Source organism: Cognatundibacterium crateris (genome assembly GCF_010078235.1).
Taxonomy (GTDB): domain Bacteria; phylum Pseudomonadota; class Gammaproteobacteria; order Burkholderiales; family Burkholderiaceae_D; genus Undibacterium; species Undibacterium crateris.
This window is the reverse complement of sequence record NZ_JAABOS010000010.1, coordinates 130,047-145,152: the sequence shown is the minus strand read 5'-3', so window position 1 is coordinate 145,152 and position 15,106 is coordinate 130,047. Positions and strand designations below refer to the sequence as shown.

Below are 15,106 nucleotides of genomic sequence, written 5' to 3'. Positions count from 1 at the left end.
ATACCTCCATCCATAGGCAATTCGTTCAATGCGGGGTTTCAGCGATTTTGGCAATTTTCGGTATGCTCATACTGAAACGCGTTCCTTCGCCAACGGTACTGGACACCCGTATATCGCCACCCAGCACATCTTTGACCAGGTTGTAGACGATGTTCAAGCCGAGTCCACTGCCACCTTGCCCCAGGCGGGTGGTGAAGAAGGGATCAAAGATACGACCAATATTGGCTGGTGGAATGCCTTTACCATTGTCCGTCACTGTGATTTCGATGAACTCCCCATCCATGTCGCGCCCCTCTATACGCACCCGGCCGCGCACATCTGCATCAAATGCATGGATGAACGCATTGTTAATCAGATTGGTCATGACCTGGCCCAGTGCGCCCGGATAGCTATCCAGCAGCATTTTCGCGGGAATATCAGCAATCACTTCATGCGGCGTCTTACGTATCATGGGTCCCAGCGTCAAGATTAATTCATCCATCATCTCGTCAAGCGCAAACTGGCGACGATTGGCACTGGTGCGATCGACCGCGACTTGCTTGAAACTGGCGACCAGCTCGGAAGCCTTACTCAAATTACGCAGGAGCAAATCCGTCCCAAGGCGGGCATTGGATAAATAATCTTCCAGCACTGACTTGCGTAAGCCTTGCTGGAATTGCTGATAAATTTCATTGGTTTGCTGCTGCAAGGTACTGGCGACCGTCACACTTGTGCCTATCGGCGTATTCAATTCATGCGCCACACCAGCAACCAGCGAACCCAATGCCGCCATTTTTTCTGTGCGCAGCAATTCCTGTTGTGCGCGTTGTAAATCTTCAAGCACAATAGTCAGCTCGCTATTGGCCACTTCCAATTCGTGCGTACGTTCTGAAACGCGTTTTTCCAGTGTGACATTCATATTGCGTATAGCCTGTTCATTCTGGCGCTTTTCCGTAATATCCTCCTGAACCAGAATCAACATGGTTTCCTCGGCAATTCTTACCAGACGGCCAGACAATTCGCACAATAACAAACGACCGGCGATACCGCTGCGGCACCAGGCTTCGTAGCCATGTATTTCACCATCACGCTCCAGGCAATTGACGACATGATGGAAATCATCCATGTCGCGCCACAAATACTCTTGCATGCTGACTTGCCCAAGTATGGTTTCATGCGACCAGCCGAACTGGCGCACCCAGGCATCGTTGACATCTGCCATGCGGTAAGTGGGATTTTTTCTGAATACCGTCATCGCGACCGGTGAGGCCTGAAAAATCGCGATAAACTTTTCTTCTGTTTCGCGCAGTATTTGTTCAACCCGCAGCCGTTCTGCGAGCTCTTGCTGCAGCAAGGCATTCTGATGTTCACGTCCCGCAATCAGTTCGCCCAGGTTCAGACGCATTTTGTTCAGCCCCTGCGCCAGGTTGCCGATTTCATCCTGACGTGTCCAGGCCAATGGCTGCTCCATCTGGCCGCTGGCCAGCCTTGCGGTTTCCTGCTGCAAAATTTGTATAGGTCGTATGATACGGCGGTCAAACAGGAACCAGATCAAGGCAAAGGAGAACAAGACCTGGGCGCCCAAGCCCAGCAATTGCGTGGCTACATCTTCCAGCAAGTCATGCTTTACATTAGCGGTTGTGAGCGAGATTTCGACTTTACCGATAATTTTGTTATCAAGAATGACAGGGCGGATATCCGTGAGTAATGCAGCACTGGATCCAGCTTCTTTTTTTTGGCTGACAAAGTCGGAACCCGCTTCATCGGTGATGGCGATACTGACAACTTCGGGATTGCGCATCACGCCACTGACAAACTGGCGGCCAACCTCTTTATCTACATTCCAAATCGGTACTTCCATCGCTTTTGCCAGCATATCGGCGTACTGCACCATGGGATTGCGTATGCGTAGCTGTACTTCACGCTCGTAGCGCGCCAGCACCATGAAGTATCCGAACACGAGCGCAGGCAGCAAAATGCCGAGTCCGACACCAAAAATCGAAATTTGTCTTAAAGAATATCTTTGCAAAGCAAGCCTCGTGCAGCCGTTTATTTTGCGTGCTGCTTGCGCCAGAGTTCCATATTCGACTCCAGCAATTTATCCATCACTTTTTGCTTATCAAGTTTATACATTGCTTTTCCCACACGGGCCCGCATTTCCGGCGTATTGCAAGGCGACTTGTGCGGAATGGTCAAATACAGATTTTCATTCGTAATCGCAGGATAAACTGCCTGCAGGCTAGTGATTTGATTTTTAGCAGCAATTGCTAATCCCGGCGCCTCTTCATAAATCAGATAGTCTGCACGTCCCAAATTCAGTATCGCCAGTGCCTGCTCCAGGGTAGCAACGGTTGAAATGCGTAAAGATTCCTTGGCATAACGGTCGAATTCTTCACCGAAGCTGTTATTGATAACGGTGACACCACTTTTCCCAGTCAGGTCACTCCATTTTTTATAACGGACTTTGCCACCCTTTCTGATCCAGATGACAGTACTGGTTTCACGAAAGGCGGGATACACATAATCCATGTAATCAAAACGAGGCAAGGTCAAAAAGGCGCCGGCCATCAAGTCCACTCTGCCCAGTTTTGCCTCTTCCTGCACTCTGCCCCATGGCCCAAAATAGCGGACTTCAACCGGAATACCTATTTCTTTTCCTATGGCCTGTACGAAATCAGCATTGGCACCGATCAAGCGGTTTTCATCTTCAGGATCGCGCCACAAATAAGGCGGATATTCGGGATTCCCTGTAGAGATTATTTTTTTACACGACTCCGGTACAGTCGCCTGTACCTGCGTCCCGGCAGAAATGAATAGGGCAAGCCCTATGCCTAAATGGAAACATTTCGAAGATATCCTGCGCATTATCATTTGCATGCCTCTTGGCAATAAACTTAAATCTGACTTGCAGTCTAACTGCGAGATTCTTTTGAGGCAAGAAAGGGATTTTTGTCTCTGCTTTTTTGTTGTGCTGATGCAGAAAAGAAATAGAAAAACGGCATAACAATTTAAAAAATGTTATGCCGTTATCCTTATACGCAATCAAATTAATCAGAAGAACAATTATCTGCGCACGATGCTGGAACCGCTGTTTTTCACTAAGTCACCAGATTGCAATCCTGGATCCTGGTCAAAATGAAAACTCTGCTTGTTGCCGTTATCATATTGAACTGTTACATTCCAGACTTTGGCAGTTTTCACTTTCTGTTCAATTTTATGACCCGCCATCGCGCCGCCTGCAGCACCCGCAATGGTTGCCAAATCACGACCGGTACCGCCACCAACCTGATTTCCTAACAATGCACCTGCGACACCGCCTGCAATGACGCCGATAGCACTGCCTTCACCGTCTTTTTCACTGACATTGACTGCAACAACACGCCCGCATTCTGCGCAGACCGGTTGTTTTTTCTGATTGCTGCTCATATTATTCGATGCAGATGCTGTTTTTGCCGCAGCGAGCGCATTGTTGTACACGGCTTTCGCATCCCTTAAGCATTGCATGCGGGCACTGGAGCTGGTTTCTTCTGCACACAATTTTTTATCGTCGGCATAACGGCTGGCCGCCTGCTTCGATGCTTCACTATATTGCTGCTTAGCCATCTGCGCATTTTGCGCAAACGCTGCTGAGGCAGAACTCAATAACAAACCAGCCAGAATTAAATTTTTTTTCATGATCAACTCCTGTTGAAAAACGGTGAACCTGTAAAGCATAACGTCACACCACTGAATCAGATGACAATTATCACAATTACTCACAATTAATTTCCTGCTTAGAATTGCATTAAATAATTAAGTTACCTCAATAAAATANTATCACAATTACTCACAATTAATTTCCTGCTTAGAATTGCATTAAATAATTAAGTTACCTCAATAAAATATAGGACTTACGCAAAATTGTCCCGGCAAGGCTTGGCGACGCAGACAGACCATTTGTACGGCAAGGAGCCATAACGCCGCTGGGGCGGTTTTGCGTAAGTCCTAAAACTATATGGCAAACAAAAAGCCAGCTACTGACAGGTAGCTGGCTTCGCAACAAATCATGACAACTGGCAGAAAATCAGAGTTTTGCTTTGATCAGTTTGCCCAGTTTTTCTATGCCTTCGTGGATGCGTTCAGGTGAGACCGTGACGAAGGATAAGCGCAAAGTATTTTTCTCTGCTTCATTCGCATAGAAAGGCCCACCCGGTACAAAAGCAACATTCTGTGCAATCGCCTCGTCCAGCAATTGCTTGCTATCCATATGTGCAGGCAAGGTAACCCAGATGAACATGCCGCCTTCTGGACGAGTCCAGCTGACGCTGGCTGGGAAATGCTGACTCATGGCTTCCAGCATGACATCACACTGACGCGAATACAGCGCGCGGATGGTAGGAATGTGTTCGTCAAGGAAACCATCCTTGATCACTTCATACACCACCATCTGGGTCAGCTGGGCAGTATGCAGGTCAGAAGCCTGCTTAGCCTGCTCCAGCTTGCGGATCAGCGGAACTGGCGCCACGATATAACCCAGGCGTATGCCAGGCGTCAGCACTTTAGAGAATGAACCCATGTAAATCACACCATCCGGATTCATGTTCAGCATTTTTGGCAGCGGATCGCCGCTGTAGCACAGATCGCCATAAGGATTATCTTCAATCAGCGGTATACCCATGCGTGCGCAGGTTTCAACCAGCTCATAACGACGCTCAACTGACAGCGTACGGCCTGTCGGGTTCTGGAAATTTGGCAAGGCATACATCAGCTTAGCGCCCTGACCTTTTTCTGCCACGGAAGCAGGGATCAGGCCATGTTCGTCGGTATCTACCGATTCAAACTGCGGCTGATAAACGGAAAAAGCCTGCAAAGCGCCGAGATAGCTTGGTGTTTCCACCAGCACTTTACTACCTTCATCGACCAGAACTTTGCCGATCAGATCCAGCGCCTGCTGGGATCCGGACACCATCATGATTTGCTCAGGCAAAATCGTTGAGGTTGGCGTGGACAGGGATTTCGCCAGAAATTCACGCAGCGGCGCATAACCATCGGTAGGACCGTACTGCAAAGCCATCTTGCCTTGCTCTGTCAATACTTTGTCAAAGGCGGCCTTCATCCGTTCTACCGGGAAAGTTGCAGGAGATGGCAAACCGCCGGCAAAGGAAATGACTTCCGGACGCATGGTCACTTTGAGAATCTCACGGATCGCAGAGCTTTGCAGTTGCTCGGCGCGAACGGAGAACTTCCAATCTATAGGGGTGGGATTTTCAAGTTTCATGCTAGTCTCACTAAAAGTCATGCCATGTCGGCAATTTTGTTGTCGTTAAATAGTATTAAAGCAAATTCCAGAACAGCGGCGTGACGTGGCGGTCAAGCCAGCCGTGTGCATTAAGCGAGCTCTGCGATCAACTCGATTTCAACGCAGGCGCCCATAGGAATCTGCGCCACACCGAAAGCTGAACGTGCATGTTTACCCGCATCGCCGAATACCTCAACCATCAGCTCAGAGGCACCGTTGGTGACCAGATGCTGCTCTGTGTAGTCAGGTGTGGAATTCACCAGACTCATCAGTTTTACAATACGTTTTACGCGTGTCAGATCACCACCACATGCGGCTTGCAAAGTCGCAATCAGATCTACAGCCACTGCGCGGGCTGCTTGCTTACCTTCTTCGGTAGTAATATTTTTACCTAACTGCCCTACCCAAACTTTGCCATCCTGCTTGGCGATATGACCAGAAATAAAGACCGTATTGCCAGTCTGGGCATACATCACATACGCGGCGGCTGGCGTGGCAACGGCAGGTAATTCTATATTCAGCGATTTGAGTTTTTCGTAAACAGACATAATTAATCCAGAGTAAGGGCCGCCGGGAACAGCTGGCGAGGTTTGCGGCAGTGGTCGCAGGCGAACATGCCTTCGAATAACGTACTATTGTAAGCCTGCCCCTGTGTGATTCATACCCCCAAAATCGAGTGGTCTTATTGATTTAATTTGGCATAGTCTATCATTATGCGGTTTGCACCGATGAATCTTCGTTTTTCAAGTATCAGTCCGGTACCAGAAATCAATGCCGTTTTGCGCACATCAGAACCGGGGTTCATTGCATCATCCAGAGCGCGGTGCAGGCCAGCGAGGCCCCCATCGTCAGATTGAAATAACGCAAGCGTTGACCGACCAATAGCCAGGCACGTAATTGTTGTCCCATCCAGGCCCAGGCCAGCAAACTTAAAGCACTGGGTACCGCGAAACCTATGCTCATCCAGGTCATACGGTTCAGAAAATCACTTTGTCCGATTGCATAGGTGGAGGTTGCTGCAACCAGCATCATCCAGGCTTTTGGATTAACCACCTGAAACAATGCAGCTTGCGGCAAGCTCAATGCCTGCATGCCGCGGTTATCAGCCAGGCTGGTAGAAAAACACAGTTTCCACGCCAGATACAATAAGTAGGCGTTACCCAATAGTTTCATAATCAGTATCAACACCGGATACTGTTGCAATACCAGCGTGCCACTACTGCCGACCACCCACATCATGATGACGAAACCCAGTGGTACCCCTGCCACCTGCGGCAAGGCGGCGCGAAAACCGTGATTCACACCGGTGGTCGCGGCTATCGCGACATTCGGGCCGGGTGTAAAAGAGCCTATCCAGGCAAATACTGAAAAGGCAAAAAATTCAGTCAGCGGCATGCTAATTCTCCTGCGGTTGTTGAGCAGGACTCATTATTCAGGACAGCGGACGGCACCTCTGCAGGCTGGGTCTGTTCTAACTGCAGACTGGGCTGCTGCATTTGCTCCAACTGCTGCAGACTAAGTGTCGATGGTGCGTCCCAACTTTCAACGACGACTTTTTGCTTAGCGGGCAGGTGCATTTGCATTCCCTCGGATAACCAGTAATCAAGCGGATCCTCACTGATCGTCAGCCACACTAATCCGGAATGCACGCAGACTTGATGCGTATGCGTCCCTGTCCAGGACTCAATCTGTCCGGCGGCTAACTGCAACAGCTGGTGTTCTGCTTGTTTTTGCATCTTATTCTCCTTTGTTGGCTCCCTGCATCAACAGGAATAAAGACCCGTGGTCTGATCAGGCGTTTGTGCTATCCTAAACGGAATTACCGATACAGTACCAGTACACTAAAAACGATAATTCACACACTGTACTGGACACTTCCCCATGACAGCGGACGGAGACACGCCCCATGCAGACCCCACATTTTTTTATTTCCCGTGATTCCGGTGGTTCACTGGTAGAACAGATATTCCATGCGGTTGCCAACCGCATTGACGACAAGTTGTTACGAACCGGTGCACGCATGCCTTCGATACGCCAGTTCGCAGATGAACAGGGGGTGTCGCGTTTTACCGTAGTGGAAGCCTATGACCGTCTGGTCGCCAAGGGTTATCTGGAATCGCGGCGCGGTGCCGGATTCTATGTGCGTGAGCGCGCCTCCATGGTGATGAATACGCCGGTCACGCCGCCCTTGCCGGATAGCGCGCAACAGCTGGATGTGGTCTGGCTGGTCAGGAATATGTTTCGTCAATTACCACCGCAGAAAATGCCGGGTTCTGGCGTCTTACCGCATGACTGGCTGGATGGCGAACTGGTCGCTAATGGCCTGCGCGCCATCAGTCGTCTGAACCAGAACCTGCTACTGCATTACGGTACCCAGCAAGGCTTTCTGCCACTGCGCCAGCAACTGCAATTGAAGCTGGCGGAACAGGAAATCGCCGCCGCACCGGAGCAAATCGTGATGACCACGGGGGTGACGCAGGCGCTGGATCTGGTGGCGCGTGAATTTACCAAACCCGGCGATACGATTTTTGTTGATGATCCAGCCTGGTTCCTGATGTTCGGCTCCTTCGCGATTTTAGGCACCAAGGTCATCGGCATACCACGCCTGCATGATGGCCCGGATGTGGTCAAACTGGCTGAACTGGCTGCAATCCACAAGCCTAAGCTGTACATCATCAATTCTGTGATGCATAACCCGACCTCGACCTCGTTGTCAGCAGCGAAGGCGTTTCAGGTACTCAAAACCGCTGAGCTGCATGACTTTATGATTGTGGAAGATGATATTTATTGCGATATGCATCCTGGCAGCGCAGTACAGTCGGCGACCCGGATCGCAGCACTCGATCAGCTTAACCGTGTGATTTACCTGGGTGGTTTTTCTAAAACCCTGGCTGCGAATCTACGGGTTGGTTTTATCGCGACTTCACCCGAACTGGCGATACGGCTGTCGGACCGCAAAATGTTATCGACTCTGACCACCACAGAAATCGGTGAGCGGGTAGTCTATAAAATTTTATCGGAAGGTCATTACCGTAAGCATGTAGATCGCATTCGCGTCAAACTTGACGGTGTGCGTGACCAGATCACCAAACGGCTGGAAAACCTGGGCATGAAGGTCGAGCATCGCACCCCGGCGGGTATGTTCTTATGGACAGATACCGGACTCGATACGAATAAGCTGACGGAAAAAGCCCTGGAGCAAGGCTATCTGCTGGCACCGGGCAGCCTGTTTTCGCCGCAGCAGCTACCGTCCACCCGTATGCGTATCAATATCGCTGCCATGTCCGATCCCGGAGTCTGGGATTTTCTGCAAAAAGCCATGAAGTGAAGCTCCGGTCAGCTGGCATAAAAAGTAGCGGCAGGTGCCACTCAGTACACGCGGACAACAGCAGAAATCCGGATATCTATGCTACATTCTGTCAGAATCCCTGCTTATTCACGCTCAGCTTGACGTAAAATAGCAGCTTCTCTGCGCTGCACCATCTGGTTTGCCCCGGCCAATTGAAAATGACCGGGCGCAGATAGCGCAGTCTAAAACGACACCACTTAACCATGACACTTGCATCCAGACTTGTTATCGCTTTCGCTACCGGCCCACGGCCAGGTCAGCGCACAGCCTTAGTCTGTGGCTGCTATTGCACGTATTGTTGCACTTGTTGTCGCACTTGCTGCTTCTGATTCCTGCCGGTCTGGCGATGCCAGTACTGCGCCAGCCACTTGGCTAACACTCATTTTTCTCAATATTTTTCTAAATTACGATGGACATTCAGCTCTACGACAATTGGGAACGCCGCTTGCGTCCTTTTACTCCACTGCGCAATGACTGGGTAGGTTTGTACTGCTGCGGCCCGACTGTGTACGACTATGCGCATATCGGTAATTTACGCACTTATCTGTTCGAAGATATCCTGCGCCGTACGCTGGAATGGAATGGTCATACCGTGCGCCATGTCATCAATATCACCGATGTAGGCCATCTGGTCTCAGATGGCGATGATGGCGAAGACAAGATGGAAAAAGGCAGCCGCAAGGCCGGTGAATCTGCATGGCAAATCGCAGACCGCTTCACAGCTGCATTCAAAAACGACCTGAACAGCCTGAACATTCTGGAGCCCGCAATCTGGTGCAAAGCGACCGATCATATTGCCGAGCAAATCGACTTTATCTCCTGCATAGAAAAAAACGGCTATACCTATCGCACCAGCGATGGCATTTATTTTGACACCAGCAAACAGGATGATTACGGCTATCTGGCCCGTATCAAACGCGATGCCATCAAGGCTGGCAGCCGGGTTGAACTGGGTGAAAAACGAAATGCCACCGATTTCGCGCTGTGGAAATTCAGTCCGGACAACGAGCAGCGTCAAATGGAATGGGATAGTCCCTGGGGACGTGGTTTCCCGGGCTGGCATATCGAATGCTCGGCGATGTCAGCCAAGTATCTGACGCCTTGGTTTGATATCCATTGCGGCGGTGAGGACCATATCTCCATCCATCACAGCAATGAGATTGCGCAAAATCAGGCCTGCCACGGCACGCGCCTGGCGAACTTCTGGATGCATGGCTATTTCCTGCAAATCGATTCCGGCAAGATGTCGAAATCCAGTGGTGACTTCCTGCGCCTGCAAACCCTGCTTGACCAGCATATTGATCCGCTGGCCTATCGCTATCTGTGCCTGACTGCGCATTACCGCAGCCAGATGCAATTCAGCTTTGAAGCGCTGCAATCTGCGCAAACCGCATTGCAACGCCTGCGTGAGACTTATCACGCCTGGCCAGCCGGAGGCAGCGTTTCCAGCGCCTACCAGGAAAAATTCACAGCCTTTGTGAATGAAGACCTGAATGTGCCACGCGCACTTGCACTGGTTTGGGAAATGTTGAAATCCGAGCTCAGCGATGCCGATAAAAAAGCAAGCATCACTGAGTTTGACCGCATCTTTGGTTTAGGTCTGGCCAGCTGGGTACCACAGGCATTGGAAGTACCCGCTGAAGTGCAGGCGCTGGCAGAACAACGTCAGGCAGCCCGTGCCGCGAAAAACTGGGCAGAAGCAGACCGCTTACGCGCAGAATTGCACGCACTTGGCTTTGAAGTCGAGGACAAGGCTGGCAGCATGCAGATCAAGCGTCTGTAAGCACTGCGAAAGCAAAGAAAAAAGCTGATCCCGCAAACGGATCAGCTTTTTTTATATCCCGGCACCGGCACCTGCACGACAGGATTACAAACGCTTTTCCAGCACTACCCGGATCGCCGTCGATCTTGGCGTCTCTATGCTGCGCAGCCTATTTCCCTGATAGGTATAACCTTCGGCTGTCACGAGCGGCTGATGCAGCACATTCAGCAGCGACAGGCGTAACTGTAAGCCCTGCTCCCACTTCCACAGACTGTAGATATCCAGACCACGGTTCACACTGCTATAGCTGTTTAACCAGGCTGCGGTTCGCACATAGCCTCCGGTCTGTAAATTCAGATTCATCCCCAGCGTGTGATTGGCATTGCGCTGATAATCCAGGCTCAGATTGCCCGTTACCGGCACCTGCGCCACCAGACGGTTATCCGGGCCAGGTACACTGTCTACCCTCGACCAGTTACGCGCCAGATTGAAGCGCACATCCACCGCCGGTGCCGTTGGCCACCACAGTTTCAAAGGAAAACGTGCATCCATTTCTACCCCAGCGATCAATGCGCGGCCCTGATTGTCTGGCCAGCTCACCCACGCCCCATCCTGACGAAATAGCTGAAAGGTGGTGATATTGTCGACCCGTTTCCAATATGTGCTCAGGCTCACTACACTGTCTTTGCTCAGATAATGTTCGTACGCCAGATCAATGCCCCAGGCCAGCTCAGGCAGCAATTTGGGATTACCTTGAAAATCAGCATTGGTCGGGCTGTTTGCATTGTTGACGGTATAGCGCCGCGGCACCAGATTGCGCGTAGTCGGCGCTTTGTAGGTACGCGATACTGCCAGTCTGAGCTGATCCTTTTCACTGCCGGGCAGCTTCCATAACCATTGCGTGACCGGGCTGAGTACACTGGAACGGGTGTCGACCGGCTGCATCGTCAATCCACTTATGGCGGTGTTCAGGCCCTCCCAACGTAAGCCCAGATAAGCCTGCAGCGCGGGTGATATCTCCCACTCATCCTGGGCAAAGACTGCCAGCCTGCGCACATCGGCACTGTATTCTTCGTTCAGCCGGCTCAGTTCCCCAGTAACAGCGGCATGATCGAGCTGTAGCCGTTGCTCGCTGCGGCGTACCAGACCACCGTCCCAACCCAGCGCGAAACTATGTTGCTCATTCAGCTTCATCAATAATTTTCCACTGGCGCTCAGATTCTGATCGACCGCATAAGACACGACATTACGCACGAATGGTGAGGTAGCGGCGGGTCGGGAATAGCCATCAAAAAAATAATCAGAATCGCGCCTTAGGTAAAACCCACTGACTTTGCTGTCGAGTTTGATCTCAGGTGAAAAACGATGGCTCCAGCTCAGGTCGCTGCGCAGATGGCGGGTGTTGGCATCAGAGCGGTAATCATTATCGGGATAATCCGAAGCTTGTCCCAGCACAGTCTGTTCGTGGTTATTACCGCGCATGCTGTTCCGGCTGTATTCCAGTAAATTCTGCCAGACCAGCTGATCACCATTGTCCAGCTTCCAGCTCAGGCGCGGCGCCATGCTGAACTTATCCGTTTGAAACCGTATGTCTTCATGAAACCGGCGCAAACCGATGAGTGCATTCTGCGTATCATGCACCGTCTCGGTCGTCACAGGCTGGCTGCCGCTGCGGTTTTGCGTCAATGCGGCATTCAATGACCAGCTCAGTTTTCCATTGCGGTCTGCCATATCCAGGCTCAGCCCGGGACTCAGACCCGCCTCACCATGCTGGGCGCTGATTTTAAGCTGGGTAGCACTCCGTTCCACGTTTTTTCGCAAGATGATATTGATGCTGCCAGCAATCGCCTGCGCACTGAATTCTGCTGTCGTACTGCGATAAATTTCCACCCGCTCAATCAACTCCGGCGACAAACTATCGATAGAAAACCCAGGTGGCACCGGCTCGCCATTGATCATAATCTGGGTATAACCGGAACCCAGACCACGCATACGAATTTCGGTGCCAACCACAGAAATACCGGGTTGCCGTTTTAAGGCTTCAGCCAGACTCTGTTCGCCAAACTGCAGCAACTCACTGCGCGCGATCACAATTTTGCCGGCGCTATCCTGACGGCGCTGACTTTGGGTATCGGGGGCGGTGATTTCTACATTCTGGATTTTTTGTTTATCGTCAGCCCCATCCTGCGCCAGCACGATAGAGCTGACGGCACTGCTGATGCACAGAGCGTATGAGATCGTCCTGATTAAACCAGTGTCAGAGACATGCGCAGATTTTTTGAAACAAAACTTAGTTGGCATAAGAAAGTAAATGAAACAGGCATTTTTAAAAAAGCACATTATGCTTACTTGCTGAGCATGAGGGATTAAAATGTGATGAATGCGGTGATTGGCGGGACGAGTCGCCTCAGTTTCCGAAACAGGCCTGCTACACTGCGAATATGCTAAATTTTTTTCCTGCCAATCCAGTGCCGCCCTACGCATCACCCGCCATGCGTACCGCACCGACCAGCGCACTGACCGCGCTTTACTTACTGTGCTTTCATAGCCTGCTTTGGATAGCATTAAGTAGTATTGCCGCGCTCATGAAGGTCAGTGATAGCCTGCAGTCCGGTCAAATACAGAACCCAGAATTTGGAAGTCTGCACTGGTTTACTGGCTGGTGGCTCAGCTGTGTTGGCTATCTGGTGCTTACCTTCAGTCTGCATCTGCTGATCCGTAGCAGGCCCGGGATTTTTCAACACAGATTCGCGATTGCGCTGGGATTACTGATACTGCTGGCGCTGTATTTACCAGTCGAACTACTTTACTGCGCGTTCCTGTCCGTGTACGACGCCAAGTCGGGCCTGAGCTGGACGGATTGCTGGCATTACTGGCAAAAACTCCCTAAGTTTCACTGCTTCACAGATGGCGTCATTGCCACGGCAAGCTATGCCAGCATGGTTGCTTTTGCTGTGTGGTCTCAGGGCAGACAACTGGAAAAAGCATGGCTACAAACACAGACGGATAATTTACGCTTACAGCTGGAATTGGAACAGCAGCACCTGCTTACCTTACGCGCTCAACTGGAGCCGCACTTTATTTTTAACGCACTCAACAGCATCAGTGCACTGGTGCGTAGTAACGACAAGACTATAGCGCTGCGCGGTATACAAAAACTGAGCCAGTTATTGCGCTACGCAATCACAGCCAGCCAGCGGGAATGGATCAGCCTGTATGAAGAGCTGGAATTTTTACATGACTACCTGGATTTACAGGCTATACGCTACGGTGATCGTTTGGCACTCGACATCGCTACGCCAGCATGCTGGATGCATGAGCACATGATTCCTCCTTTGCTGTTGCAACCTTTACTGGAAAACTGCCTTCGGCATGGCGCAGACTCACAGTCTGAAACGACCGCAATCTCGCTGCACATAGAAAAGCAATCGGAAGAGCTGAATATCATCTTACGCAATCAATTCGCACTCACGGCCACACCCAATCCCGGACTAGGTATGGGCCTGCCCCATACACACACCCGGCTGTCTGCCGCGTATGGCGCCAGCGCAAGCCTCCAAACAAACAAATCAGCCGGCCAGTTCATCGTCACACTCCGCCTGCCTGTCGCACCATGAAACCCGTTCAGTCATCACAACCGGGGGGAATCCGGACACCAGTACGTTGCATTATCGTCGATGATGAGCAACTCGGACGCATCAACCTGCGCCTTGCGCTAGAGCCTCATACCAACTGGCAAATAGTCAGGGAATGCGCCCATGCAGCGGCTGCCAGGCAGGCACTTTCAGAGCAAACTGTGGATGTTATTTTTCTGGACATCCGAATGCCGGGTGACTCCGGTCTGCAACTGGCGAGGGAGCTGTTGGCAGCAACTACGCAAGGGCTGGACAACAAGCTCCCCTTGATTATCTTCGTCACCACGTTTGAACAACATGCGATCGAAGCGTTTGAAATTCATGCGCTGGACTATCTGCTTAAACCAATCGCCGATGAGCGCCTGCATACAGCACTGCTCAGAGCTGAGGCGATGCTGGAACAACAACAGCAATCAGCACTGGCCAGGAGCTTTCGGCAATTCCTGATCGATGAAGAACCAGCACAGGCCAGTCAGTCGTACTGGCAACAAATTTACATTCCGGCACCTGGAAAAATCGACACCCTTCAAGTCTGCGAAGTACTTTGGCTGGAGTCAGCCGGGAACTATGTGCAACTCCATCTGGCACAACGTACAGCGCTGTTCCGCATCACGATCAGCAAACTACAACAACATCTGAATCCCGCCGATTTCATTCGGATACATCGACGCTATCTGGTCAGCAGGCCACAAATCCTAAGTTTGCTTACCGAACCATCACTATCTCTGCGTCTGCGCTGCGGCGCTACACTGCCGGTAAGTCAGAGTTATTTGCAAGATTTGAAAGCAGCATTACATAATAATTAATTAATAACCAACAAGAGAATCACTTAGGGGTTCGCAAGATTGTTATGGCAAAGCTGAACAAGCCTTTGCAGCGCTGGGGAACATCGCTTGCAAGCGGGAACCATAACGCCACTGGGACAGTTTGGCGTAAGCCGCATAAGAAAATCAGATAATAATTTTGCCTTGAAATATCTTGCCCTGCCCCCCAGATAGCGAGCACTCTGTTTTGCGTGTGTTACTGATCTGTGCCAGGCAAAACAGGCAAAAGCACGAAAAACCTCTATCTAACTAAGCCAGTCTTCCCAAGCTAAATTCCGA

At 50.9% G+C, this 15,106-nt stretch carries 12 protein-coding genes; 4 read left to right on the top strand and 8 right to left on the bottom strand.

Annotation, left to right across the window (positions count from 1 at the left end; all coding sequences use genetic code 11):
• Window positions 1-25: 25 nt before the first annotated feature.
• The 7 genes from EYB48_RS17045 to EYB48_RS17015 form a co-directional block, all read right to left on the bottom strand.
• Window positions 26-2,008, bottom strand: coding sequence for an ATP-binding protein (locus EYB48_RS17045; RefSeq protein WP_162021581.1), 1,983 nt, complete (start codon window positions 2,006-2,008; stop codon window positions 26-28).
• 20 nt (window positions 2,009-2,028) lie between these two features.
• Window positions 2,029-2,856, bottom strand: a complete 828-nt coding sequence (locus tag EYB48_RS17040) for a substrate-binding periplasmic protein (protein WP_202927821.1) — start codon at window positions 2,854-2,856, stop codon at window positions 2,029-2,031.
• A gap of 186 nt (window positions 2,857-3,042) precedes the next feature.
• A complete protein-coding gene (locus tag EYB48_RS17035) occupies window positions 3,043-3,654 on the bottom strand; it encodes an outer membrane lipoprotein (RefSeq protein WP_162021580.1) in 612 nt (203 codons plus the stop codon).
• A 388-nt stretch (window positions 3,655-4,042) separates the two neighbouring features.
• Window positions 4,043-5,236: an aminotransferase-like domain-containing protein gene (locus EYB48_RS17030; protein WP_162021579.1), complete on the bottom strand. Its 1,194-nt coding sequence runs from the start codon at window positions 5,234-5,236 to the stop codon at window positions 4,043-4,045.
• A gap of 110 nt (window positions 5,237-5,346) precedes the next feature.
• Window positions 5,347-5,805 carry a RidA family protein gene (locus tag EYB48_RS17025; protein ID WP_162021578.1) on the bottom strand — a complete coding sequence of 153 codons (459 nt, stop codon included), beginning with the start codon at window positions 5,803-5,805 and terminating at the stop codon, window positions 5,347-5,349.
• A 253-nt stretch (window positions 5,806-6,058) separates the two neighbouring features.
• On the bottom strand, window positions 6,059-6,652 hold the full coding sequence (locus EYB48_RS17020) for a LysE family translocator (RefSeq protein WP_162021577.1): 594 nt from the start codon (window positions 6,650-6,652) through the stop codon (window positions 6,059-6,061).
• The gene (locus EYB48_RS17015) at window positions 6,643-6,993 is read right to left on the bottom strand and encodes a DUF2917 domain-containing protein (RefSeq protein ID WP_162021576.1); all 351 of its coding nucleotides are present in this window, start codon (window positions 6,991-6,993) and stop codon (window positions 6,643-6,645) included. Before EYB48_RS17015 ends, EYB48_RS17020 begins: the two co-directional genes overlap by 10 nt.
• Window positions 6,994-7,163: 170 nt before the next feature.
• Here EYB48_RS17015 and EYB48_RS17010 point away from each other — a divergent pair, with 170 nt between their 5' ends.
• Window positions 7,164-8,585, top strand: coding sequence for an aminotransferase-like domain-containing protein (locus EYB48_RS17010; protein WP_162021575.1), 1,422 nt, complete (start codon window positions 7,164-7,166; stop codon window positions 8,583-8,585).
• Between the two features lie 430 nt (window positions 8,586-9,015).
• Window positions 9,016-10,389, top strand: coding sequence for a cysteine--tRNA ligase (gene cysS / locus EYB48_RS17005; RefSeq protein ID WP_162021574.1), 1,374 nt, complete (start codon window positions 9,016-9,018; stop codon window positions 10,387-10,389).
• Window positions 10,390-10,473: 84 nt separating this feature from the next.
• Here cysS and EYB48_RS17000 read toward each other — a convergent pair whose 3' ends face one another.
• Complete coding sequence (locus EYB48_RS17000; RefSeq protein WP_162021573.1) at window positions 10,474-12,669, bottom strand: TonB-dependent receptor plug domain-containing protein; 2,196 nt, start codon at window positions 12,667-12,669, stop codon at window positions 10,474-10,476.
• Between the two features lie 140 nt (window positions 12,670-12,809).
• Here EYB48_RS17000 and EYB48_RS16995 point away from each other — a divergent pair, with 140 nt between their 5' ends.
• Entirely contained in the window at window positions 12,810-13,985 is a 1,176-nt protein-coding gene (locus tag EYB48_RS16995; protein ID WP_162021572.1) for a sensor histidine kinase, read from the top strand.
• Window positions 13,982-14,809, top strand: coding sequence for a LytR/AlgR family response regulator transcription factor (locus EYB48_RS16990; protein ID WP_162021571.1), 828 nt, complete (start codon window positions 13,982-13,984; stop codon window positions 14,807-14,809). The genes EYB48_RS16995 and EYB48_RS16990 overlap by 4 nt, the downstream gene beginning before the upstream one ends.
• The last annotated feature ends 297 nt before the right edge of the window (window positions 14,810-15,106 follow it).

Excerpts from the sequence above, each read along its gene's own strand:
- EYB48_RS17040 (WP_202927821.1), bottom strand. The coding sequence starts at position 2,856 with ATGCAAATGATAATGCGCAGGATATCTTCGAAATGTTTCCATTTAGGC.
- EYB48_RS17035 (WP_162021580.1), bottom strand. The coding sequence starts at position 3,654 with ATGAAAAAAAATTTAATTCTGGCTGGTTTGTTATTGAGTTCTGCCTCA.
- EYB48_RS17030 (WP_162021579.1), bottom strand. The coding sequence starts at position 5,236 with ATGAAACTTGAAAATCCCACCCCTATAGATTGGAAGTTCTCCGTTCGC.
- EYB48_RS17025 (WP_162021578.1), bottom strand. The coding sequence starts at position 5,805 with ATGTCTGTTTACGAAAAACTCAAATCGCTGAATATAGAATTACCTGCC.
- EYB48_RS17020 (WP_162021577.1), bottom strand. The coding sequence starts at position 6,652 with ATGCCGCTGACTGAATTTTTTGCCTTTTCAGTATTTGCCTGGATAGGC.
- EYB48_RS17015 (WP_162021576.1), bottom strand. The coding sequence starts at position 6,993 with ATGCAAAAACAAGCAGAACACCAGCTGTTGCAGTTAGCCGCCGGACAG.
- EYB48_RS17010 (WP_162021575.1), top strand. The coding sequence starts at position 7,164 with ATGCAGACCCCACATTTTTTTATTTCCCGTGATTCCGGTGGTTCACTG.
- cysS (WP_162021574.1), top strand. The coding sequence starts at position 9,016 with ATGGACATTCAGCTCTACGACAATTGGGAACGCCGCTTGCGTCCTTTT.
- EYB48_RS17000 (WP_162021573.1), bottom strand. The coding sequence starts at position 12,669 with ATGCCAACTAAGTTTTGTTTCAAAAAATCTGCGCATGTCTCTGACACT.
- EYB48_RS16995 (WP_162021572.1), top strand. The coding sequence starts at position 12,810 with ATGCTAAATTTTTTTCCTGCCAATCCAGTGCCGCCCTACGCATCACCC.
- EYB48_RS16990 (WP_162021571.1), top strand. The coding sequence starts at position 13,982 with ATGAAACCCGTTCAGTCATCACAACCGGGGGGAATCCGGACACCAGTA.